19 protein-coding genes are annotated in these 24412 nt (G+C 62.3%); 8 read left to right on the plus strand and 11 right to left on the minus strand.

Going from position 1 to position 24412, the window contains the following annotated elements:
• Positions 1-361: 361 nt before the first annotated feature.
• The 5 genes from ACNOHI_RS22335 to ACNOHI_RS22355 form a co-directional block, all read right to left on the minus strand.
• On the minus strand, positions 362-3265 hold the full coding sequence (locus ACNOHI_RS22335; protein WP_420476922.1) for an EAL domain-containing protein: 2904 nt from the start codon (positions 3263-3265) through the stop codon (positions 362-364).
• Entirely contained in the window at positions 3262-3714 is a 453-nt protein-coding gene (locus ACNOHI_RS22340) for a response regulator (RefSeq protein WP_420476923.1), read from the minus strand. The genes ACNOHI_RS22335 and ACNOHI_RS22340 overlap by 4 nt, the downstream gene beginning before the upstream one ends.
• On the minus strand, positions 3707-6499 hold the full coding sequence (locus ACNOHI_RS22345) for an ATP-binding protein (protein ID WP_420476924.1): 2793 nt from the start codon (positions 6497-6499) through the stop codon (positions 3707-3709). Before ACNOHI_RS22345 ends, ACNOHI_RS22340 begins: the two co-directional genes overlap by 8 nt.
• Before the next feature lie 200 nt (positions 6500-6699).
• The gene (locus ACNOHI_RS22350; protein WP_420476925.1) at positions 6700-7416 is read right to left on the minus strand and encodes an RES family NAD+ phosphorylase; all 717 of its coding nucleotides are present in this window, start codon (positions 7414-7416) and stop codon (positions 6700-6702) included.
• Positions 7394-7771, minus strand: coding sequence for an antitoxin Xre/MbcA/ParS toxin-binding domain-containing protein (locus tag ACNOHI_RS22355; protein WP_420476926.1), 378 nt, complete (start codon positions 7769-7771; stop codon positions 7394-7396). The genes ACNOHI_RS22350 and ACNOHI_RS22355 overlap by 23 nt, the downstream gene beginning before the upstream one ends.
• Positions 7772-7927: 156 nt before the next feature.
• On the opposite strand from ACNOHI_RS22355, the gene ACNOHI_RS22360 reads away from it, so the two are divergent.
• From ACNOHI_RS22360 to ACNOHI_RS22395, 8 genes are all read left to right on the plus strand, one after another.
• On the plus strand, positions 7928-8743 hold the full coding sequence (locus ACNOHI_RS22360; RefSeq protein ID WP_420476927.1) for a hypothetical protein: 816 nt from the start codon (positions 7928-7930) through the stop codon (positions 8741-8743).
• A gap of 9 nt (positions 8744-8752) precedes the next feature.
• Entirely contained in the window at positions 8753-10003 is a 1251-nt protein-coding gene (locus tag ACNOHI_RS22365) for an Hsp70 family protein (protein ID WP_420476928.1), read from the plus strand.
• 314 nt (positions 10004-10317) lie between these two features.
• Positions 10318-13911: an EAL domain-containing protein gene (locus tag ACNOHI_RS22370; RefSeq protein ID WP_420476929.1), complete on the plus strand. Its 3594-nt coding sequence runs from the start codon at positions 10318-10320 to the stop codon at positions 13909-13911.
• Between the two features lie 161 nt (positions 13912-14072).
• Positions 14073-14381, plus strand: coding sequence for a DUF2471 family protein (locus ACNOHI_RS22375; RefSeq protein WP_420476930.1), 309 nt, complete (start codon positions 14073-14075; stop codon positions 14379-14381).
• Positions 14382-14444: 63 nt separating this feature from the next.
• Complete coding sequence (locus ACNOHI_RS22380; RefSeq protein WP_420476931.1) at positions 14445-14801, plus strand: YciI family protein; 357 nt, start codon at positions 14445-14447, stop codon at positions 14799-14801.
• A 113-nt stretch (positions 14802-14914) separates the two neighbouring features.
• Positions 14915-15343 (plus strand): YciI family protein, encoded by a 429-nt coding sequence (locus ACNOHI_RS22385; RefSeq protein WP_420476932.1) that lies wholly within the window; start codon positions 14915-14917, stop codon positions 15341-15343.
• A complete protein-coding gene (locus tag ACNOHI_RS22390; protein ID WP_420476933.1) occupies positions 15340-15747 on the plus strand; it encodes a VOC family protein in 408 nt (135 codons plus the stop codon). Before ACNOHI_RS22385 ends, ACNOHI_RS22390 begins: the two co-directional genes overlap by 4 nt.
• Complete coding sequence (locus ACNOHI_RS22395; RefSeq protein WP_420476934.1) at positions 15747-17021, plus strand: RNA polymerase sigma factor; 1275 nt, start codon at positions 15747-15749, stop codon at positions 17019-17021. Before ACNOHI_RS22390 ends, ACNOHI_RS22395 begins: the two co-directional genes overlap by 1 nt.
• 6 nt (positions 17022-17027) lie before the next feature.
• Here ACNOHI_RS22395 and ACNOHI_RS22400 read toward each other — a convergent pair whose 3' ends face one another.
• The 6 genes from ACNOHI_RS22400 to ACNOHI_RS22425 all read right to left on the minus strand — a co-directional run bounded on the left by ACNOHI_RS22400 (position 17028) and on the right by ACNOHI_RS22425 (position 24404).
• Positions 17028-17759 (minus strand): hypothetical protein, encoded by a 732-nt coding sequence (locus ACNOHI_RS22400; RefSeq protein WP_420476935.1) that lies wholly within the window; start codon positions 17757-17759, stop codon positions 17028-17030.
• Between the two features lie 65 nt (positions 17760-17824).
• Positions 17825-19501, minus strand: coding sequence for a YsnF/AvaK domain-containing protein (locus ACNOHI_RS22405; protein ID WP_420476936.1), 1677 nt, complete (start codon positions 19499-19501; stop codon positions 17825-17827).
• A gap of 247 nt (positions 19502-19748) precedes the next feature.
• A complete protein-coding gene (locus ACNOHI_RS22410) occupies positions 19749-20474 on the minus strand; it encodes a DUF2894 domain-containing protein (protein ID WP_420476937.1) in 726 nt (241 codons plus the stop codon).
• 17 nt (positions 20475-20491) lie between these two features.
• Positions 20492-21124, minus strand: a complete 633-nt coding sequence (locus ACNOHI_RS22415; protein WP_420476938.1) for an OmpA family protein — start codon at positions 21122-21124, stop codon at positions 20492-20494.
• Positions 21124-23631, minus strand: a complete 2508-nt coding sequence (locus tag ACNOHI_RS22420; RefSeq protein WP_420476939.1) for a DUF802 domain-containing protein — start codon at positions 23629-23631, stop codon at positions 21124-21126. Before ACNOHI_RS22420 ends, ACNOHI_RS22415 begins: the two co-directional genes overlap by 1 nt.
• Positions 23628-24404, minus strand: a complete 777-nt coding sequence (locus tag ACNOHI_RS22425) for a DUF3348 domain-containing protein (RefSeq protein ID WP_420476940.1) — start codon at positions 24402-24404, stop codon at positions 23628-23630. Before ACNOHI_RS22425 ends, ACNOHI_RS22420 begins: the two co-directional genes overlap by 4 nt.
• Between the last annotated feature and the right edge of the window lie 8 nt (positions 24405-24412).

A 24412-nucleotide genomic window follows, 5' to 3' on the forward strand; every position in this document is an offset into this window, starting at 1 on the left:
GTGCCTGTCAACCAGGCTGAGGAAAAAGTCAGGAGCGCGGCCAGCCGGGAGCGGCTGTTGCTGTTTGATGGGGTCTCCTCACGCGGGAGGCCGAAGCTGCGGATATTCGTTGGCATCGTTGTATCGATCCGGGTGCGCGCACGCGAGCTGCGGAGGCAGTCATCGTCTTAGTGCACGGGAGCCCAACGGCGGACTCTTAACGCAAGGCACCATTGCCCTGCGAACCCTATTGAGCAATCGGCATGCCAAGCCGCTCAAGGCGTTTTTCCGGCGATCTGCGCAAGGACGCGCATCAAAGTGGGAAGTTTTGCGTTACGGAGGCGCATCGCATCGCGCGCACGCACCGCAACGGTGCAGACCTTCAGTGCCGGCGCATGGTCTTGAGCGTTTTATTGTTTTGCAGTTGGCGAGTGAACTCCTCGGCGGGCACCGGCCGGCTGAAGTAGTAGCCCTGGATTTCATCGCAGTGGTTCTGGTCGAGGTAGGCCAGCTGTTCTTCGGTTTCGACGCCCTCGGCGACCACTCGCAGCTGCATGCGATGGGCCAGGTCGATGACCGAGCTGGCGATATTGGCCGCATTGCGGTCGTTCACGATATCCACCACGAACGATTTGTCGATCTTGAGCTGGTCCATCGGCAGGCGGCTCAGATACCCCAGGCTGGAGTAGCCGGTACCAAAATCGTCCAGCGCCAATTGCAGCCCGCTACGCTTCATCCTGCGCAGGCGATCGATCGTCTGCTCGGGCGAATCCACCAGCATGCTTTCGGTCAGTTCCAGCGTCAGTTGATGAGCCGGGACACCGTGCCGCGCCAGGGCACTTTCGACGACCGCCTCGAGGTCTTCACTGCGGAACTGGCGGGCCGACACGTTAACCGCCACGGTGATATCGGTATAACCGGCGTCGTTCCACGTGCGGAGGTGGCGGCAGGCTTCATCGATGATCCAGGCGCCGATGGCCACGATTTGCCCGCTTTTCTCGGCGAGCGGGATGAACTCCGATGGATACACGATTTCCTGGTTCGAACGCGGCAAGCGCAGCAAGGCTTCGGCGCCAGTGATCCGGCCGCTCGCCAGATCCACCTTGGGCTGGAAATAAAGGACGAACTTGTGGTGCCTTAGTGCCCGTCGCAGGCCTGCCTCCATCTGGAGTTGCGCAAGCGCGCGCATGCTCAGTTCGGCGGTATAGAAAGCGATCTGGTTCCCGCCGCGTTCCTTGGCCCGGTGCACCGCCGCGTCGGCGTGCTGCAGGAGGGCGTGCGCACTGAGTCCGTCCTGGGGAAACAGGCTGACGCCGATACTGGTCCGCACGTAAACCTCCTGATTGCCGTCCACCAGGAACGGCGCCTCGATGGCGTTGCGCAGATCGAAGGCAATTGACTCGGCATCCTCCGCGCCAAGCAGCGACTCCACAACGACGACAAATTCGTCGGCACTCAGCCGGCCGAGCAATTGCCGCCCGGCGAGGCGTTCGGTGAGCCTGGCCGTAACACTCATCAACAACTGGTCGCCGGCGACATGGCCGAGGCTGTCATTGATGGTTTTGAACTTGTCCAGATTCAGAAAAAGAACGCCGACCTGCTCTCTCCGCCGCTGCGCCTTTTCCACCGCGTGCTGCAGCAGCGACCTCAGCAACGCCCGGTTGGGCAGGTTGGTGAGCGGATCGTAATGCGCGAGGTGATCGAGTTGCTCCTCGCTGCGCTTGATCACGGTCAGATCGGTCATGACGGCCACGAAATGCGTGGGTTTTCCACTCGCATCGCGTACCGCGCTGATGGTCAGCCATTCAGGATAGACATCGGCGTTCTTGCGGCGATTCCACACCTCCCCCTGCCATTGGCCGCGTTCGCGCAGGCGCTCCCACATCGCTTCGTAAAATTCCGGCTCGTGTTGTCCGGAATGCAAGATGCGTGGATTGCGGCCGACGATTTCAGCTTCCGTGTAGCCGGTGATTTCCGTGAAAGCCGGATTCACATAAATGATGCGTGACTCGAGGTCGGTAATCATGACCGCGTCGCGGGTACTGGCCAGAGCCGCCGCCTGCAATTGCTGGCGCTCGCTGGCCCGATGGTCCTCCGTCACGTCGCTCCAGCTGCCGACCACGGAAACCGGCTTGCCTGTTGCGTCGGACAACAGCCGCATCTCGTCGCGCACCCAGCATACCGCGCCCGATTTGTCGTGGAACCGGTACTCCTGGGTCAGTCGGTGCTCGTTAAACAGGCGCTGGCGTTCCGCCATGACCCACTCGCGGTCGTCCGCATGCACTCCCGACCACCACCAGCCGGGCTGCAGCGATTCTTCCACCGTATAGCCGTAAACCCGCGTGACGTTTTCGCTGATCCATTGCGGCGCCATGCGCTCTCCATCCAGATGCAGCACATACAGGATGGTCGGGTTGGCTTCCAGCATTTGCCGAAGGCGGTCCGCTGTCGTGCGAAGCTTTTCCTGTTCGCGCTCCAGCTGGGCCTGTCGGTGCGCATGCTCCAGCACTGCGGGCATTTCCGAGAGATATCCGGCGTGCTTGACCAGGTAATCCGCCACACCGATACGCAGCGCCTCGGCAACCACATCTTCGCTGCCCTGGCCGGTGACCATGACGACAGGTAGATCGAGCCCGCGCTCATCGCGCAGGATTTTCACCACCTCGAGGGCATTGACCTCGGGCAGCTGATAATCGAGGAGCAGCACGTCGAACGGTAGCGCCCGCGCAGTGGCGCGCGGCAGTGCCATCAGCACATCCTCGCCGCTCTTGACCACATTGAGCCGGATGTGGGGCGCGTACCGAGCCAGATGGCGCCGCGTCAGGTCGATGTCGAAGGTATTGTGCTCCGCATAGAGAACCCGCAGGATGCGCGCCTTGCGATTGAATTCGGACCGGAATCGGGCGAGCGCGGCCTTCATGGTGGGAAGCAGGCGGACATGGTACTCGGCGCGCTTGACGACATAATCGTCTGCCCCTGCCTTCAGCGCGGCAATGGCCGACGCCTGGTCCCCGGAGCCGGTAAGGATCACCACTGCGATCGGCAGCCGCCGCTCCCGCACATGGGCCAGCAATTCCATGCCGCTGCCATCCGGGAGCCGCAGATCGGACAGGATCAAGTCATACGGAGGCATGTCCGGTGCCACGAGACGCATCGCCTCGACCAGGGAAGGCGCGATATCCAGCGACATGTGCGGTGCCTGTCTGGCCAGCGCGCGGCGCACCAGGTCGGCATCCATGGGATTGTCCTCCAGGTAGAGAACCCTGTCAGGCAAGGCTGTATTCATTCGCCACTCCTCGCAGGCCGGGGCGGCTCGTTCAGCGCGCACCAATACCCTTCGATCTGCGCCGCCACTTCGAGGAAGCGGCTGAACTCAACCGGCTTGACGATGTAGGAATTGGCGCCGAGCCGGTATGCGGCCTCGATATCACTGTCTTCCTTCGAGGTCGTGAGCACGACGACAGGGATCGCCCGGCTGACGTCATGGGCCCGCCATTGCGCAAGCACCTCCAGCCCACCGACCCGCGGCAGCTTGAGGTCAAGCAGGATCAGCAAGGGCGTCGGTTCGCCGGCCTCCCAGCGCGCGATATAGGCAACAGCCTCCTCCCCGTCCCTCGCGACCTCGATCGGGTTGGCCATCTTGCGGCGGGCGAAGGCGCGTTTTGTCAGATCGACATCGACCGGATTGTCTTCGACCAGCAGGACTGGCCGGGAAGGCGATGCAGTGTCAACCATGCCTTAACTCCAGAAAGAAGGTAGCGCCCCGGCCCAATGCACTTTCCGCCCAGACCCGACCGCCCATGCGCTGCATGGCCTTACGCACCAGGGCCAGGCCCACCCCGGTCCCGACGTACTCCTCGGTACGGTGCAGGCGAGTGAAGATGTCGAAAATGCGTTCATGGAACTTCATATCGAAGCCGATGCCGTTGTCGCGCACCCACAGGATGACGTTGCCGCCCGAATCGCGCGCGCCGATGTCAATGATCGGCGGCTTCGCGTTGTGGCTGAACTTGAGCGCATTGTCGATCAGATTGCGCAGGACAATCGCCAATCCTTCACGATCCGCACGCGCAGCAAGCGGAGGGACATTGCAGCGGAGCTCAAAATTGCGCTCGGTAACGTCATGGCGGAATTCCTGGACGATGGTGTTGACCCAGGCCGCCAGGTTCACCTCGTCGTCGCCGAGGGCCCGCCGTTCCATGCGTGCATAGTCCAGGAGATCCTCAATGAGCGCATGCATCTGTGCCGCGCCCTTGCGAATATTCCGCAGGAATTCCCTTGCCTCTTCGTCGAGATGCGGCGAAACGCTCTCTTCCAGCAGCTGGCTGTAACCGTCGATCCCGCGCAGTGGCGCCTTCAGGTCATGCGACACCGAATAGGAAAAGGCCTCGAGTTCCTTGTTGGCGGCTTCCAGCTGCGCAGTCCGCTCAATCACCCGGGCTTCCAGATCCGCGTTGAGTTTCATGATTTCCTCCGCCGCGTGCTTTTGCTGGGTAATGTCATAATTCACGCCCACCATGCGTACCGGACGTCCGTCCTCGCTCCTGATCGTCTGTGCAATCCCTTTGATGGTATGGATCGAGCCGTCAGGCCAGCAGACCCGGAATTCCGAGTCAAAATCACGCTCTCCCCGCAAGGCCGCGGCAACATCGGCGGATGCTCTTTCGAAATCATCCGCGGCAAGACACTTCGACCATGCTTCGTAGGCGCCGTTGAACGCCGTCTTGTCGATGCCGTATTGCTGATACATCGCATCGTCCCAAACAAGCTCGTTCCGCTCCACATCCCAGTCCCAGATACCGAGGCCGGCAGCCCTCGTGGCCAGTTGAAGCCGGTCTTCATTGAGCCGGACACGCAACTGGCTTTCTTCCAACTCCCGTTCACGGCGCTTCCGCATTTCCACTTCGCTCAAGAGGTCGCTGAAGGATTTCTGCAGCGCCTCGGCCATCCCGTTGAACGAGCGGGCAAGCATGCCCAATTCTCCCAGCCTGCTGTGGGGAACCCGTTGTGCCAGATCACCTTTCATCAGTTGCTCCGATGCCTGCGAGATACGGCAAATCGGTGCGGTGACGACCGTTGCGAGATACGCCGCAACCAAGAGCGACAGCGTCAGCGCCACCGCGAAGACCATTGCAGACCGGCTGTTTCCTGTCCTCACTCCTTCCAGGTAGTAAGCGGACGGCATGGCAGTCACCATGATCCAGTCTGCGGCGCCGCTCCGGTAAGGCGCGGCATGCGACAGCCAGGTTTCGCGCGATAAGGGCTTGGCGGTGACGACATCAAACCTGAACTGCACTTCGGATTGCAACTGCTCCAGCGAGCCGGATATCTGCGTCAGCATGGCCGCAGCCTGCCGCTCCACGAGCGCTCCCCCGTTTTCCAAGCCCACAGGCTGGACGGAATTGACCGACGAGGCCAATTGCCTTCCGGTGCGGTCAAGAATGAAGATGCGGCCATGCTGGGCAAATGACAGCCTCTGCAAAAACTGGCTGATTGCCTCCAACTGCGCCGGGTCATCCGCTCCCTGCGTCATTTCCATATGGTCGTTCAGGTAGAGGCGGATAATGGAGAGGTTGTCCTCGTGAATGCGAGCAGCCAGCTTGGTCGCGGACTGTTCCGAACTGCGCAAGGAAAAGTAGGCCGTGGATGCCACCATGACGAGCACCAGCACGATGAAGGGCGCGACGAGAAACATCCGGATCGGCACCCCGTGATGCACCGTGTCACCGACAGTCGACGTATCCGCTTTGCCGGATTCCCAAAGCCATTCTTTTCGTCTCAGAAGCCGCTCGCGCACATGTCCGGGGATCTCCGCCCAGAACATGCCGGCCCTGCGCGCCAGCGGCAATGCAACCAGCATCGCGAACGGCGCAATGATCCAGGTAATTCCGGTGGTAAAAAACAGTGCCGGCGTAATGGTCCGATACGAAATGTCCGGCGTGAATTTCCCGGAACAGATGTACCCCCAGAGCTGCGGCTCGATGCCCATGAAACCCAAAACAAAGAGAAGGTACATGCCCCAGGTCCGAACCTGCCTGAAATCGGGATTCTTGCCGATCAGTTGGTACGCAATCCAGAAGCAGGCGGGGTTGATGAAGTATCCGAAAAACCAGTCGAGCAGGAATGCCGGCGGAACGCCTTCGATCAGGTCCGACAAGCCGTAGGCGAACGGGACGATGATTAGCGCAGGATAACCAAACAGGACAATGCAGAGGAAAACCGACAGGTCTTTCAGCGATTCAAAGGTCTGAGCGCCGGGGACCAGGACGATGAACGAACCGAGATAGCCTGAACCAAGGACAAGCACGAACGTCAGCACAAGGCTGCGCAGGGCCTTGGCGTCCCATGTCTGCCGTTGGCGGCCAAGGCCCCATTGATTTCCCGGTCGAAAGGTGAACCCGCCGAAAGCGCAGACCATCAAGAAAAAGCCGAGCAGATAGCCGAATCTTCCCCATACCTCCAGAAGTGCGAGAGGCATGGCGTCGAAGATCGCCTCGATCGATCTGATTGCACCGTCCATGAGCGGTCTCCGTGTTCGTTGCCGGACGCATTGATTGCAGAACCTTGCTGCGTCAGCGCATTGTCTTGCCGTTCATTCCGCGCAATGGCAGCGGCGATTGCAGCCGCTCCACTATGAATGAAATTTCCGCTTCGCGGTATCTTCTGTGCGGAAAGAGAGCGCACAACGCTGAAAAGAGGCAGCGATGAACCCTGCCTCTGCTAGTCCGGCAAGGTCCAGCGGGTTGCGTCGAAGTCGAAGCTTTCCTCGTCAAAAATCGAATCGCGGCGCCAGAACACCCGCTGGCGGAACACCGCCAGCGTCCACGTCTGGCTTTCTTCAGGAACCGGCTTCACGAAGGCCGCATGGCTGAGTACGGCGGCACAAGCACCCGGCTGCGGATCGCGTACGGACTCGTAGCGGATTACCTGCACGCCCTCCACGCGTGCTTCGCGCGCGAGCTGCTGGCAAGAACCGTAGTCATGCGGATCGGTCCAGTGGCGGCGACGTTCGGACCATGGCGGCTCGCGCAGGTCGATTGTCGGGCCAGCGACTGCCGTGCGGAACAAGGTCTGCGGGACGGGGGGAATCGATTGCAGTTGCGGACTGTCATTGAGGAGCCGCCAGCGCCAGTAGCCCAGTTCCGCGCAAGCAGTGCGGATGGCCTCGGCGCCGTAGAACACGCCGGGATCGAACGGTCCGCGAAACCGGGACCCATTGGGATGAGGCGGATAGCGGAACGGAGTAAACAGCAGATAGTGCAGGCTGCGCTGCGATGACGCCAGCGGCGGCTTGGAAGCGTCGAGTATGCTTTCCAGCAGCGCCTGTTCATCAAGCGTGTCGACCAGCACCATGGTGGAAACCCGGTGCTGCGCCTCGACCGCCCGCCACAAGTCGAGTGCCGTGTCCCGCGGCTCAAACACGGCCACGGTGCGCATCCAGGTAGTGCAGGACCCGAACCAGGCCTTCGGTGCTCTGGATCAGTTCGATGGGTTTGCCCATCAGGCCAAGGTTGTCGCCGTTCAGCCACTGCTGCGCCGCGTCGGCATGACCGAAGATGGCATCCAGCGAACGGTACATCCGCACGAACAGCACCGCCAGTTCCCATTCCTTGCCGCGCTCGGGCGCAAGCCGGTACTGCCCGGAAAACATGCGGGACACCGTCGCGGCGCTGACGCCGAGGATACGGGACAGGGATTGCTGCGTGACGCCGACCAGGCCGGCCGCGCGTACTACAGCCTTGGTCAGGGTGGCCGCAGCATCTGCTTGCGGGGCATACAGGGCAGTCGTCATGGCCTCACTCCTTTCTACAGAAAGCATATAACATAATTCATGCCACAGCAATATTCGCGCGAGAGTGGCGCCCTCCTGCCCCTTTCCCTTAGAATACGTCCCCCTCGATCGCGCCGTCACTTGCGAAGGTGCCGACTCTCAATCTTTCAGGAAAGCATGAATATCAGGATTAGCGACGAACTGCGGGCCTATGTCGACCCGCTGACTTCCCATGAATACGAAGCGCTGGAGCGCAGCATCCTTGCCGAAGGCTGCCGGGACGCCCTGGTCGTCTGGGGAGACATCCTGATCGACGGGCACAACCGCTACGCGATCTGCCAGAAACACAGCATTCCCTTCAACACGGTCCAGAATGACAAATTCGGCAGCATCGAGGATGTGATGCTGTGGATGATCGACAACCATCTTGCCCGCCGCAGCGTCTCGGATTTCCAGCGCGGCATGCTGGCCCTGCGCAAGAAGGCGATCCTGGCCGACCGCCTGAAGGCGCAAAAGGAGGCTGAGCCGGAAGCGACACCGGAAACCGCGGACGAACCGGCGCCAGAGCGCGCGCCGCTCGCCACCCGGGAAGAAATTGCGAAGGTCGCCGGCATCAGCAGCAACACGGTCAGCCGCATCGAAAAGATCCAGAAGACGGCCACGCCCGAGCTGGTGGAAGCCGTTCGCACCGGCACCATTTCGCTGAATGCAGCCGCTGCCGTCGCCTCCCTGCCGAGCGAAGAACAGGTCGCCGCCGTCAACGGCGGAAAGAAGGAATTGCGGCAGGTCGCCAAGCAGGTGCGGGAGGCGAAAGCGCCGCCCAAGGCGCCAAAGGTGGAAGCGGCTCCCGAACCGCACGAAACGATCGACGATGTTGGCGAAGCCAACGCGCGTATCGTGGAACTGAAAGCGGAAAACGCAAGCCTGAAAGCCAGGATCCAGCAATTGACCATCGCCCTCGCCGAAGCCCGGCGCGGCAACAACAACGAATAAAGGCATCACGTGTCCCATTCCTGCGGCGTCGACTTCGGCACCTCCAACTCGACGGTCGGTTGCATCCGTCCGGGCGCATCCCTGCTTCTTCCGCTGGAAGACGGTAAAGCCACCTTGCCCTCGGTCGTGTTCTTCAACGCCGAGGACAACACCACGACGTTCGGACGCGCCGCGCTGGCCGATTACCTGTCCGGCTACGAAGGACGCCTGATGCGCTCGATGAAGAGCCTCCTTGGGACCGGCCTGATGGACGGGCAGACCGAAGTCCAGGGACGGGCCGTGCCTTTCCGCGAACTGCTCGCGCAATTCCTGCGCGAACTCCGCCTGCGCGCCGAGCAGTCGGCGCAACGTCAGTTCACGCACGCGGTGTTCGGCCGGCCAGTCCACTTCGTCGATGACGACGCAACCGCGGACAAGCTTGCCGAAAACACCCTGCTCGACCTCGCCCGCAAGGCCGGATTTGCCGACGTCGCGTTCCAGTTCGAGCCGATCGCGGCCGCCTTCACCTATGAGTCCGGCATCCAGCGCGAGGAACTGGTGCTCGTCATCGACATTGGCGGCGGCACTTCCGATTTCACGCTGGTCAGGCTGTCGCCCGAAGGCACAACCAAAGCAGAGCGGCACGACGACATTCTTGCCACCGGCGGCGTGCACATCGGCGGCACGGATTTCGACAAGTACCTGAGCCTGGCCGGCGTCATGCCCATGCTCGGCCTCGGGACCCGCCTGACGAACAACAATGAAGTGCCGTCGAGCTACTATTTCAACCTGGCGACCTGGCACACGATCAACTTCGCCTATTCGCAGAAAGTGTGGCGCGAGTTGCAGGACGTCTACCGCGATGCGCAGGAGCGCGAGAAGCTCGCCCGCCTGCTCAAGCTGGTCGACCAGCGCGACGGACATTGGCTGGCGCAGAAGGTCGAGGAAGGAAAGATTGCCTTGTCCGATGCGGATGCCGTGCCGCTGCTGCTCGACCGGCTGGCGCCGGACCTGGCGTTCACCTTGCGGCGTGGCGCATTCAACACGGCCATCGCCCATCTCATCGAGAGCATCCGGACCTCGGTTTCCGGCCTGCTCGCGGACGCCGGCGTCGGCGTCGATGGCGTCGATACCGTGTTCTTCACGGGGGGCTCGAGTGGCGTGCCCTTGTTACGCCAGGAAATCGCCTCCATGTTTCCGGCAGCAGCGCATGTCGAGGGCGATCTCTTCGGCAGCATCGGTGCCGGTCTGGCAATCGACGCGGCGCGCAAGTTCAGCTAGCTTGAAAAATGCGTAACGAAAAGGTTGATCTGGATCATCCACTTGCGCCGACGCGCTCGCTATGATTCTCCCATCTGCTGCACATGCACCTGATAGGCATGGCGGCAGGCCCAGCGCCCTATCGAGCGGATCAGGTCGGCAGCCAAACGGCGGACCCGGATCACGGATGGGGCGCTTCCATTTTGTGCGCGGGAAATTGACGGCGCCCGCCGTCGACCAATTTGTCTTTCCAGCACTCTTGAAAAGCAACTAACACTCGGGATTCAACTCCAACTGTCGTCCTCACCCGGCAAAAGCTGAGCAGCGGAACAGACATGAACAAGCATTCCGAGCCCGCGCATTTCAAACCGGACACGAATAACGAGTGGCTTGTTGACGGCGGAGAAATGGGAAAACTGATCCGGTCCATGGACTGGTCCGACTCCCCGCTTGGCCCGCGCGAATCCTGGCCGCAAAGCCTGCGCACCACGGTCAGCCTCTGCCTTTCATCCAATTTTCCCATTGCCATCGTTTGGGGACCGCATCGTGTCCAGCTCTATAACGATGGGTACTGGCCGATCACCGGGAGCAAGCACCCGATGTCGATGGGACAGGATTTCTGGGAGTGCTGGCCGACGTCCCGCCCTGCCATCGGCGGCGCCTTCGACCAGGCCGCGGCCGGACAAACAGCCTTCGTTGAAAACTGGTGCATCTTCCTCGATCGCAACGGCTATCTCGAGGAAACGTATTTCACTTTTTCCTTCAGCCCGATCCAAGACGAAAGCGGCAAGGTCGGCGGCCTGTTCCACCCGGTGACCGAACTGACGCAGCAGATCGTGGCGGAACGCCGGCTGACCGTCTTGCGCGCGGTCGCCGACAGGACGGCGAACGCGCACTCCGTCAACCAGGCCATCGAAAGTCTCGCCACGGCCTTGTCCAACCATGCGCTCGATCTTCCATTTTTCCTGATCTACACGATTGACGGAGACGGCAAGGAGGCAAGTCTTGCTGAAGCGATCGGACTGCCGCGCGGGGCTGCAGCAAGTCCGGAACGCATTGCACTCGACGAGCACGCCAGCGCGCCCTGGCCGCTGGCGGAAGCCCTCAGGTTCAGCAAGAACCTGCATGTGGAAACACTAGATCCCGCCGTTGGCAGGCTCTACTGCGGCCCCTATCCCGAGCCCATCCGGGAAGCCATGCTGCTTCCCCTCAAGGTTCCGGGCGTCGACATCCCGCTGGCGATTGCCGTTGCCGGCATCAGCACACGGCGCGCGCTCGATACACAGTACCGCACGTTCTACGACATGCTTGCCGACGCCATCTCGGCCGCGCTCGCCAATGCGCGCGCCTACGACGAAGAGCGCAAGCGCGCGGAGGCATTGGCCGCCATCGACCGGGCCAAGACGGCATTCTTCTCCAACATCAGCCACGAGTTCCGCACGCCCCTGACGCTCATGCTCGCCCCGCTCGACGAATTGCTCCATACCCCGTCCGGCGTGCTGGCAAGGACAGACTGGCATCGCGTCGACATCGCGCACCGCAATGCATTACGCCTGCTGAAGCTGGTCAATTCCATGCTCGACTTTTCACGGATAGAAGCCGGCCGCGCGCAGGCTGCCTTCCGCGCAACCGACCTTGCGCAGTACACCGGCGACCTCGCTTCCATGTTTCGTTCGGTGGTCGAAAAGGCCGGTCTCGAATACATCGTGGACTGCGAGACGCTGCCGCAACCTATCCATGTCGATGCGGACATGTGGGAAAAAATCGTCCTCAACCTCATCTCCAACGCCTTCAAGTTCACCTTCGCCGGCAGGATCGAGGTTCGCCTGCGATGGCAGGATGAAGGCGCGCTGCTGACGGTGTCGGATACCGGCGTGGGCGTGCCGTCGGAACACCTGCCCCGGCTGTTCGAGCGTTTCCATCGGGTGCCAAACAGCCGCAGCCGCACCTTCGAAGGCAGCGGGATCGGCCTGGCGCTCACCCTGGAACTGGTCAGGCTGCACGGCGGGAAGATCGATGTCGACAGCGTCCTCGACCAAGGGACGACCTTCTCGATCTTTGTTCCCGCCGGCACGGCGCACCTCCCGCCAGATCAGGTCGATGCCCGTCCGCCCGCAACATCGACGGCAAACGACGTGCGCGCCTTCGTTGAAGAAGCGCGCCGTTGGCTCCCCAATACGGACGCTCCCGAGAGCGTCGATGCGATCGGGCATCCGCCCGGCACCGCCCTGCCCGCGCGCATCCTGCTGGCCGATGACAATGCCGACATGCGCGACTATGTCAGTCGTCTGCTTGCGCCGCATTGGACCGTCGAGGCGGCTGCGGATGGTATGCAGGCACTGGCGGCGGCACGCCGCAACCCGCCCGACCTCGTGCTGACCGACGTCATGATGCCGAATCTCGACGGCTTCGGCCTGCTGCGCGCGCTGCGGATGGAGGAGCGCACCCACGCGACACCGGTGATCATGATTTCCGCCCGGGCGGGTGAAGAATCGCGAATCGAGGGCCTGAGTGCCGGTGCCGACGACTACCTTGTCAAGCCATTCAGCCCGCGTGAATTGCTGGCGCGGGTCAAGACCCATCTCGACATCGTCCGTCTGCGGCAGGAGGCAGTGACCTCCGCCCAACAGGATGCCCTGACCGGTTTACCCAATCGAAAGCTCACGCTGGAGTTGGCCGATCGGCTGTTTTCCTTTGCGCGGCGGCACGGCAAGCGCGTCGCCGTGCTGTTCATCGACATGGACCGGTTCAAGCCCATCAACGACACCTACGGCCACAAGGTCGGCGATGCCGTGCTCAAGGAGATCGCGCGGCGCCTGAAATCCTGCGTGCGCGCGGAAGACGTCGTCGGCAGGCTGGGCGGGGACGAGTTCCTGGCAGTCCTTTCGCACGTCGATAACAGCCAGGATGCCGCGCAGGCGGCGCGTCACGTGATCGAGACGCTGGGCCGCCCCTACCTCGTCGACGGACTGGAACTGCATTCCAGTCCCAGCATCGGCATCGCGCTGTTCCAGGACGACGGCGCGGATATGGAACAGCTGATCCTGAATGCCGACGTGGCGATGTACCACGCGAAGGAGAAGGGCCGCAACAACTACCAGTACTTCACCAATGAGCTCAACGAGCAGGCCGCGCGCATGCACTTGCTCGAATCGGAGCTGCGTGCGGGACTTGCGCAATCCGAGTTCCGGCTTCACTACCAGCCGGTGATCGACATTGCCAGCGGTACACTTGCCGGCGTCGAGGCACTGCTGCGCTGGCCGGCGAAAGACCTCGCCCCCAACCGCTTCATCCCGGTGGCGGAGTCGGCAGGCATGATCGACGAACTGGGCGCATGGATCGTGCAGGAGGCGTGCCGCCAGATCCGCCAATGGCGGGAGCGTGGGCTGCCGCCCTGGATTTTGTCCATCAACGTCTCGCCCCTGCAGCTGAAGCAAGGTGGCCTCTACGACACGACCGTTCGCGCCCTTGCGCAGCACGAAGTCGACCCGGCGCAACTCCAGCTCGAAGTCACCGAAACAGCGATGCTCAAGAACAAGGATGAGGCAATGGCCTCCGCCCGCGCGCTCAAGGAGCTGGGTGTGCGAATCGCGCTCGACGACTTCGGTAAAGGGTACTCCAACCTCAACTGCCTGCAGTTGCCGCTCGATGCCATCAAGATCGACCAGGCCTTTGTCCGCAGCCTTGTGTCGGATACCGCCAGCATGACGATCACCGAAGCAATCATCGCCATTGGCAAGGCGCTCGGCGTGAACGTCATCGCCGAAGGCATCGAGTCGGAGCACGAGCTGGAAGCGCTGCGCAGCAAGGACTGCCATCAGATGCAAGGTTACTTCCTCTGTCCGCCCGTGCCCGCCGAGGGACTTGAAGAATGGTATTGGCGCTGGCAGGCATCGCCGGAGCATTTCCCTTCTGCAAGTTTGCATTGAGTTAACGAAAACATCCGTAATTGATGGCGAAAAGGACAAAAATACTTTCCCTTCGGCAAAGTTCCTGTCGCGCTGCACGGACTTTTTGCTCGTCCTCATAATCCGGCTCGCTTTTCCGATTTATACTGTACACCTATACAGTAATGTCGCAGGTGAGCACCATGAAATTCTTCGAAGTACACAAACTGCATGCCGCGGAAGCGCGACTCGCACTCGCTGTCGATGCCATCGTCGAACGCCACCGGACAGAGGGCCGGCCGCTCACCTGGCGGCTCGTGCACGAGATCGAAAAGGAAGCGTTGAAGACACTGGAGCAGGCCGGCGATCTGGACCGCAAGTATGTGCGGATGCTGAAGTCGTCGCGCTGGGGTTACGTCCCGCGCGTCAACCAGCCGGCCGATTTGCGGTGCCACGATGCCCTCCCCGTCACCCTCACCCTGATCCGCAAGGCCTACCATACCTTGCATTGATCCTGGCCTCGTCCCACCCGAAGCGTGGTTACAATCAGGTTTTCTTAACAACCGGAAAACGCCATGACCTACATGCTTCTCATCGTCGAGCCAACCGGCCAGAGGCAGGAACGTACCGAGGCTGAAGGCCGGGCCGTGTATGACCGCATGCTGCGGTTCGCGGGGGAACTGAAGGAACAAGGCCTGCTGCTGGGCGTGGAATCGCTCGCCTCCCAGTCGACGGCAGCCCGCGTAAAGGTACGCGGCGGCCAGGCGGTTGTCCTCGACGGTCCGTTTGCCGAAGCCAAGGAAATGATCGGCGGCTTTTTCCTGCTCAACTGCGCCACGCGCGAGGAAGCGGTGGCGATCGCCGCGCGCTGCCCCGCCGCCGAATGGTGCACGGTCGAAGTGCGCAGCCTCGCTCCCTGTTACGTCAGCTAGGATTTTTTCGATACATCTGTCGATTCCGCCGTCGCCCGATCGTCGTCTGGTCAGGGGCCGGCACAATGTGCATATTGCACTCCGGCTGGCTCTCTCAACAGGAGATACCCGACATGCGATTCATGATCATCGTCAAGGCAACGGCGGATACCGAAGCAGGCATTCTGCCGCCCGAAAGCCTGTTCGCCGAAATGGCGGCCTATCACGAGCAACTTGCAAAGGCCGGCGTCCTGCTGGACGCAAACGGCCTGCAGCCGACCTCGAAGGGCTGGCGTGTCCGCTACACGGAAGGCAAGCGCAGCGTCGTTGATGGTCCCTTTGCGGAAAGCAAGGAACTGATTGCCGGCTACACCCTCATCCAGGTCCGGTCGCGCGAGGAAGCGCTCGAATGGTCGCGACGCTTCCCGGCGCCGCATGGCAAGGACGTCACGGCGGAGATCGAAGTGCGGCAGTTGTACGCGCTGGAAGACTTTGAACAGAGTGACGCAATCCGGCAATTCCGCGACCTGGGCGTCGGCGGGGAACTGAGGACGCAACCATGAGCAAACAAATCTTCGTCAATCTTCCGGTCAAGGATCTCGATCGCAGCAAGGCGTTTTTCGGCGCGCTCGGCTTCAGCTTCAATCCGCAGTACACCGACGCGAAGGCGGCGTGCATGGTTGTCTCGGACACCATCTATGTGATGCTGCTGACCGAGCCCTTCTTCCAGGGTTTCACCCACAAGCCGGTTGCCGACGCGAACGCGGTCACCGAAGTACTGGTCTGCCTGTCCTGCGACAGCCGCGCCGAACTGGAAGGCCTGGTTGCAAAGGCGGTCGCCGCAGGCGGCAAGGCGCCACGCGCACCGCAAGACCACGGCTTCATGGTTCAGCACGGATTCGAGGATCCGGATGGCCATATCTGGGAACTGGTCTACATGGTTGGCGAGCCGCCGGCACAGTCCTGATGGCATCCCCCACCCACAAGGCGATCGACGCCGTATGGCGCATCGAGTCGGCGAAGATCGTCGCCGGCGTCGCTCGTTTGGTGCGGGATATCGGCCTGGCGGAAGAGCTCGCCCAGGATGCGCTGGTCGCCGCGCTCGAGCACTGGCCATCAGGCGGTGTGCCGGACAATCCCGGCGCCTGGCTGATGGCCACGGCAAAAAACCGCGCGCTCGACCGGCTGCGCCACCAGAAGCTGGCCGCGAGCAAGCTCGAACAGCTGGGCCATGACCTCGACGCACAGGAGGCCCTGATCGTGCCCGATTTCGTGGATGAACTGGACGCGGCAAGGTCGGACGATATCGGCGATGACCTGCTGCGCCTGATCTTTACCGCCTGCCATCCGGTGCTGTCGACCGAAGCCCGTGTGGCGCTGACGCTCAAGCTGCTGGGCGGCCTGACGACGGACGAAATCGCGCGTGCCTTCCTCGTCCCCGAGCCCACCATCGCCCAGCGGATCGTGCGCGCCAAACGGACGCTGCGGGACGCCCGCGTGCCTTTCGAAGTGCCGCACGGCGATGCCCTGGCAGAGCGGCTGGCATCGGTCCTGGAGGTCGTCTATCTGGTCTTCAATGAAGGCTATACGGCCACCGCCGGCGATGACTGGATGCGTCCCGCGCTCATTGACGAAGCCCTGCGGCTGGGCCGCATGCTTGGCGAACTTGCACCCGGCGAGCCGGAAGTCCATGGGCTGGCGGCGCTGATGGAAATCCAGGCCTCGCGCGCGAAGGCACGGGTCGACGACTCCGGCAGGCCGGTCCTGCTGGCGGACCAGGACCGCGGACGCTGGGACCGCCTGCTGATCCGACGCGGACTCGCGGCACTGGACCGCGGCCTCGCTGTCGTGCAGGAGCCCGGCGCCTACCTGCTGCAAGCCGCCATCGCCGCCTGCCATGCGCAGGCGCCAAGTGCCGCCGAAACCGACTGGATGCGTATTGCGGAACTGTACGGCGCCCTCGCGCGCGCGATGCCGTCCCCGGTAGTGGAGTTGAATCGCGCTGTCGCCGTCAGCATGGCATTCGGGCCGGCCGCCGGACTCGACATCGTCGATACGCTGCGCGATGAAAAGTCGCTGCGCAACTATCAATGGCTGCCAAGCGTGCGCGGCGACCTGCTTGCCAAACTCGGCCGGACGCAAGAGGCACGCGAAGAGTTTGAACGGGCAGCCGCGATGGCCCGCAATGCGCGGGAACGTGAACTCCTGTTGCAACGCGCGGCCGGTCTTGCAACCGGCTGAAGCGCCTTAACGAGGCTGCTGGGGCTGCTGCGGTTGTTGTTGCATCGTCGCGCCGCCGGAAGCTCCGGAAGACGGCTGACCTGACGATCCGCTGCTCCATACGGGTGCCTGGCTGGAGGACGATGCACCCGAGGCGCTGCTACCGGCCGTTCCGCTGCCGCCGGAGGACTGCATCTGGCCCGACGACGAACCTCCGCTGCTCTGTGGCTGCTGTCCCGCAGCCCCCCCGCTGCTTGCGGCCGACGACGGCTGCGACTGTCCCGATGCCGACGATCCGCCGGAACTGCTGCCGCCAGACGAGGTTTGCGTCTGGGACTGCTTCTTCGCCTGTGCCATCGCCATGTCACGCGTGGCCTTGGCTTCCTTCTGGCAGGCGTTCTTGGCATCGCCGACCTGGTCGTCGCATTTCTCCTTGGCGACCTTGTACTGCGCCTCGGCCTTGGCCTCTTCCACTTCCAGCCGGTTCTTCGGCGTGTCGCGTTCGGTCAGTTTTGCCTGCGCCTCGGCGACTTTCTTCTGTCCGTCCGCCTCGGCCTTGCAAATGTCCTTGGCGTTTTCCTTCATGCCGTTGCACTTCTCCATGGCAGCCTGGTGCTGCTGTTCGATACTGTCCTTCTGCGACTGCTGCCCGGATTTTTGCGACGATGCGCCCGAGGCGCCGGAAGATTGCTGCGCCTGGACGCCCCCGGACAGTGCAAATGCGAGGGATGCGGCGATCACGCTGAGCTTGGTATTCATGTTCATCCTCCTTTCAAAGGAAAAGGCCGCATGCGTTGCACATGCGGCCTGTTCTTCCTTGCTTCTTAATGACGACGATGACCTGTTACGCGTTCAGCGCCGTAGCGGACGGCATCCTTCACCTTATCCCAGGTACTTCCGGGGTGGCTGGATTCCCAGTCGTTCCGCAACCGCGGTTCAACATCGTTCCACTGGTAGTTCTTGTACTGGTCGCTGCCTGCCATGGTGGAACCATAGCGGTAAGCCGCGTCATAGTCCTCGTAACGTCCACCCGAGGTGCCGTAGGTGGTCTGCCAGTGACGACGGAAGTCGGTGTCGTCGGTCGTCGTGCCCGTTGCCCCGAGCTGTTCGACCTCCACCTCGGTCCTGCGGACAGAGTCGTTGACCTGCTCGGTGCGCTGCGTGACTTCCTTGCCAACGACGACTTCCTCGACCACACGGGCCGACTTGGAAACCACCGCCTCTTCCGCGGTTTCGCGCAGCTCGACAGAGCCTTCCTTGAACGCCGCCATGTCGGCTTCCGTCGCCGGTTTGTCGACCGCATGGCGTTCGACACGAACGCGCTCTTCGCGCAGCTGCACCTGTTCATGGACCGGCTTTTCGGTCAGGCGGCGGAACACCCGTACGCCACCCCGCTGCACTTCGCGCTTGCCGACCTTCAGCTGCTCTTCGACGACCGGGATGCGCGTCTCGTCGGTCGTGGCACTGCCGCTGCGAGCGGACTGCCAGGCGCTGCGTTCGGTCCGGATCTGGTCGTCGGTGTAGCGCGGCGCTTTCGCGTCGTAGCCGGACCAACCCTGCTGCTTCCAGTAGCTGGCGCGCTCGTCCACGTCCACCGGGTCGAAGCGGTTCATGATGTCGGAAGCGCGATCGGCTTCGTCATCGTCACGCGCATGCACGGTTAGTACGTAGCTGCCGCGCCGCGCGGACTCCGCGTAGGTGTCGTGATAGGGGTTCTGTTCCGAACCGAACAGCGAACGGAAGAATCCACCGATGCCACCGCCCGATTCCTTCTTCGTCGTGGTTGCCGTGGTGGTGTCCGTCGTACTGCTCTCATCGCTCAACTGGATATTGGTGCGCTGGAAACCGTCCGCCACCAGGGCTTGCACGGCGGCCTGGGCGTCCGAATACTCGTCGTAGACCCCGACCACGCTGCGCGCGCCGCCTTCGTCGTCATAGGACGAGGACGAGGACGTCATCGTGCTTCCCGGGCGATAGATGTGCTGCCCGTTGTGCTTGCGCCAATCCTGCTCCAGCCATGTGGCGTCTTCGTCGGAACGCGGGCGCACGCCCATCAGGATGCCGCCCTGCTTCAGGCCGCTTTCATAGTGTTTCACGCGCTCTTCCGGGATGCCCCAGCCGACCAGCGCGCCGAGCAGGCCACCCGTGGCGGCGCCTGCGCCCGCCCCCGCTGCAGCAGCAGCAAGCGGTCCGGCGATGACCAGGCCGAGTCCAGGCAGTGCCAGACTGGTTCCGGTAGCGGTCGCCGCTGCAAGCACGGCGCCGAGCGTGCCGCCAATGGCACCGCCGACACCCGCGCCTTCGGCTGCCTTGCTGCCCAGCTCGGTTTCCGCTGTTCCGGAGGCGAAATGCTTCTTCCTGGCTTCATCCGACATGACGACATTGATGTCGTCCTTCGTATAGCCGCGAGTCGCCAGGCTCTGATAGGCACGTTCTGCGCTGTCCCTGTCGTTGAACAGACCTGTCAGCATGCCGGTGTTGTCTCTGGTTTGGTTTGCCATCTTCCATTCTCCTTCGGTTGTTTGAAGAGTCGATGTGCGCGCCGCCAACCACGCGCCTTGCGTCCTTCGACGTTTCAGGGGCGATACAAATATCGCAATGGGTTAGTAAGAAGCTAAAATTTGACGCGAGTTCCGATTGATTCGGAGCATTGAAACCCGTCAACGCGCGAGGCTGCGCGCGGCTCGTGGGCGGATCACATGGAAGGATGTGGCGGAGAAACTGTTGCTGGCGCCACTTGAAAGGCAGCTATTTTTTCGACGACTTCGCGGTCGGCTGTTTCTTGGGGGGAGCCGGCTTTTCCATCTCGCACCGATCGAGGGACAGCAAGGTGTCCGCGTAAGTCATGAAGCGACCGAGATAATCCGGTGAGATGTCGCGCATCAGCGTCAGCGAGCGCAGTACCAGCATGTGGGAGTTGATCGGACCGGCATTCTTGGGCGCCTGCTGGAGCGCCTGGGCAACCTGCTTGTCCACGCTCAGTTTTGCCCACGTATTCCTGAAATTGCGGATGGCCTTCAGTTCGGTGCGCGAACCGGACTGTGCCGCCGGCCGCGCATCCGTGCTTTCCGAAGAATGCTGGTCGAGCCGGCGCACCAGAGCCCCCAGCGAAGCGCATTGCTCGCGGCTCTTCAGGTCGGCAATGCATCGCTGCAAGGCATTGAAATCGCCTGCGGCGAAAAGTTGCTGCAGTTCCCTGGCCGCATCCGGGTATTGCTGGACACTGTGGTCAAGCGCTTCCCGTGCAGGGGATTGCGCCGCGTGAAAACGTTCCTGGAATGCGGCCAGCGCCTTCTCGAGCTTGGCGTCAAGCATGCGTTTAACGCTACCTTCGTGCGCCATTGAACGCCTGGCCAGCACATCCAGGTAATGCAGGCGCACGGGATCGAAGCGTTCGCCGCCAGCCGCACGCAGCGAGGCGATCTGCGTCATGAAATCCGGAGCCGCGTCCATCGCGCCCCCTTCGATTTCCATGTGATCCGGGGCGTTCATCACGAAGCAGGTTTTGCGTTGGAGGACTTCGGCACCGGCGCCATTTCCACGCGGCGGTTTTGTGCGCGTGCGGCGTCGTCGGTATTCGGCTTTACCGGCTGTTCGGAGCCGAAGGCGGCCGCAAATACCATCGACGACGGCATCCCCTCCTCGATCAGGGTGCGGGTCACGGTCAACGCGCGCTGTGCCGACAGTTCCCAGTTATCGGTGAAAGGGCCGCCGCGGATGGGCCGGTCGTCGGTAAAACCACTCACCATCAGCAGTTCGTCGCGCGACGCAAGGTAAGCCTTCAGGGGAACGACCAGGCTCGTCAGCAGTTGCCGCCCTTCCGGCTGCAATTCGTCCGAATTAAGCGCGAACAGCACCTGGCCGCTGATGCCGATGCGCCCGTTGTTCAACGTGATCCGCCCCGAGGCAAGCGGAATGGCCAGCGCCTTCTCCAGGCTCATGCGGCGCTGTTCTTCGAGCTGGCGCTTCTTCACCTCGTCCTGCAAGCTGGACGTCAACTCCATCTGCACGGCCACGACACCCACCAGCAGCAGCACGAAAGCGCCCAGCAGGCTGGACATCAGGTCGCCAAAGACGGCCCAGACCGGTGCGGTATTTTCAACGCCCGATTCGGTGTCCACCATCACCTGGCCTCTTCAGCAAATGCAGCCTGCTTTGCCGGCAGCTGGCGCAACTCTTCGAGGACTTCCTTTTGCGAGGACATGCTCAGGTCGATGATCTCGCGTGCCTGGGCCACGTAATAAGCGAGCTGTTCGTCGCTTCGCGACATGGTCTTGTCCATCGCGCCTTCGATGCGTTCCAGGTTGGCGATCAGCTTTTCGTTGGCATCATTGAACGCATTCACGGCAAAACCGAAGGCTTCGCTCAGGCTCGCCACATCGACCGCGCTGCTGGTGACTTGCGCTGCGATGTCGGTCAACTTGCCGGCTTCGGCGGCCACGTTCTCCGAGAATGCCTCCGCCGTCGTATTGAGCGCTGTTGCAGAGGAAGCCACCAGCGCATCAATCACGGAACGCTGTTCGGCGGACGCGTGGTTGATCGCCTCGAGCAGCGAATTGAGCGTTTCCATGATGCGGCTGCGTTCTTCCAGCAGGGCGTTGTCGCGCGCGACGCTGTTCGAAATTTCCTGGCGCAGCTGTCCGATCACTTCCGCCGCGGCGCGCGGTGCTTCCGACGCGGTTTCGATGAGGCGCGTGATCGGTTCTTCCAGCGCGGTGCCCAGCGTCGTCAGGTGCGTTGCCAGTGCAGCCTGCAACTGGCCCAGCCTTTCGACCGCCGCATTGCCGCGCGCCGCTTCCTCCTCCTTGAGCGCGCCGAGTTCCGAGCGCAACAGGCTGGCCAGCTGATCCATGCGGTCGCGATGCTGCTCGATCCAGTTCGCTTCGGAGGCGATGCGGGAACGCACCAATTCTTCCGCGCTGGTCACCAGGCGCGTCGTTTCGGCCAGTGTTTCGCGGGCGCCTGTCTGCATCTGTCCCGTCACATCCTGCACGGTCCGGACCAAGGTGTCGCAGATTTCCTTCTGCTGCGAAAGTGTCTGCACGCCCGACTGTTGCAGCTCGCGGGTGAGCGTTGTCGCCATGGATTCCAGCGACGCTGCCCAAACCTCCTGGCGCTGCCTGTCGCGTTCTGCCTGGTCGTCCCTGAGGGCGCCAAGTTCGGTTCGCAGGGTATTCGCGAGTTGATCCATGCGCTCGCGATGCTGTTCGATCCACTGCGCTTCGGCGGCGATGCGGGAACGCATCAGTTCTTCCGCGCCGGTTACCAGGCGCGTCGTCTCGGCGAGCGCGTTGCCGGCACTGTCCTGCGCCTGCTGGGTGATGTCTTGCACGGCCCGGGTCAAGGTCGTGCAGATTTCCTGCTGCTGCAACAGCGTTTGCGCTCCAGACTGCTGCAACTCGCGTGTCAGGCCCGCTGCCAATGCCTCCAGCGATTGCGTCCACGCCTGCTGGCGCTGCTGGTCTTGCTCTGCTTGATCGGCCTGCAGGCGGGTGTAGGCCTCGCCGACGTTTGCCACCAGGGCGGCCGTGCGTTGCTCGAAGGTCTCGTTGAAGGCGGCCAGAGAACGGCTTACCTCCGCGACGATGCCCGTGTTTGCCTGCTCGTGGCTCTTCAAGGATGCCGTCCAGGTATCGGTCACGGCTGCGGTGGCGTCGCCGAAGCGCGATGAGAGTCCGTCGAGCTGCATCTTTACCGTTTCGGCCGTGCGCTCGTGCAACACGTTGGCATTGCGCGCGATCTCGCTCATTGCAAGTTCAACCACGGGCTTGATGCTTTCCCCTGCTGCATGCGCGCTTTGGCTCAGGGTCTCGCGCAAGGACTTGTCGACCGCAGAAGCCAGCTCGGTATAGACGCCTTTGACACTGCTGTGGAAGCTTTCCTGGTTGCTGAGCAGGCGCTGGTTCAATTGCTGGCTCATGCCTTCCATCTGCGCCATCATCGCCTGCAGCTTGTCGACGACCTGCGGCAAGGCCTGGGATTGCAATTGCAGCGCCTTGAAGGTTTCCTGGCGCTGGTGCGTGAGGGAGAAACTGCGCAATACCGTGGCAATTCTGGAATCCAGCAATTGCGATGCCTGCAATCTTTCGCGGCGGCTGAGCGCCGACATCAGGCCCAGCATCGCGGATGCGGCAACGCCGGCTACCGACGTGCCGAACGCCAGCCCCAAACCTGACACCGGTACCGCGAGCGCGGAGCGGATCGCCTGGAGGTCGGTCGTCTTTTCCAGTGCGAAGACCGCGCCTTTGAGGGTAACGACCATGCCCAGGAAGGTGCCGAGCATGCCCAGCATGACCAGCAGGCCGACCAGATAGGGTGTCAGTGCGGGGCCAGGCAAGGCGGCGCGTTCGCCCTCGATGCGCAAGCGCACTGGATTCTGCAGCGAAGGATGCAGGCCGGCCAGCCAGTCATCAAGGCTTGCCAGGTTCTCGGGAATCGCGCCTAGCGCGGTGCTCAGCGTGGAGGTCGCCTGCCGGAACTGGCGCAATTCGAGGGCGCCATAGGCATAGACGCCGCCGATCACGGCCGTCATCAGCAGCGCCAGGTAACTGGAACCGAAGAATCCGGCGCCGACCCAAATGATGCCGAGCGCTCCGAGAACGAAAGCGCCTGAAAATAGATGTTTATTCATTGCGTGTCTTGTTTGAATGCTTCAATGAGACCAAGCGTCGGCTGCAGGCGAAGTTCCACTTCAGCCAGCAGCAGCATTTGCATGTCGTCGCAAAAACGGGCCAGCCAGCCGCCCGCTTGCGCCCATGCGGCGGGGTTATCCGCCTGCGCGGAATCGGCGAGCTTTTGCTGATGTTCCTTGAATAATTGTTCGAAACGCTTTCGGAGCAGCAGCGGCACCCGCGCAAGCAGCTTTCCCTCGCGGTCGCGCAGGATCTTCTCCAGGGTCACATCCAGCTCGGCGAGTTTCCTGAGCCTTGGCGAAGCCTTCGCCAGCGCTTCCCTGACATTGGTGCGCAGGGGCTGGATGCTCAGCTCCATGTCGCGCTGATGCGACTCGTAAAACCGGCGGTACGGCGCGTATGCGGTCCCAACGTTCATCGGCAACGCGAGCTCCGGGATGGGCAACTGGATATGTGTCCGGCCCAGCTTTGGCGAAAAGCTGCGTCGAACCGAATTGACAAGGAAAGCCTGAATCCGCTCCGCTTCGTCGGCGACGGCTGTGCGCGCTGCCGCCTGCACTTCCGCCCGCGCTGTCGGCACGCGCGGCAAGCCCTCGCTGTGCACTGCTGAAAGTGTGATGGCATCGGCAAAATGCACCCACTGTCCCAGTTGTTCCGCAAACGCATTCCCCGAATCGCCAGCATCCGCCAAAGCGAGATCAGCGAGACAACGAATGAGTTTTGAACTATGGAAATTTGTACGCGGCAATACTCGCGTCATATGCGGGCGCAATCAGGATC

Origin of the sequence: Noviherbaspirillum sp. ST9, assembly GCF_048799745.1 — a bacterium.
Classification (GTDB): Bacteria; Pseudomonadota; Gammaproteobacteria; order Burkholderiales; family Burkholderiaceae_D; genus Noviherbaspirillum.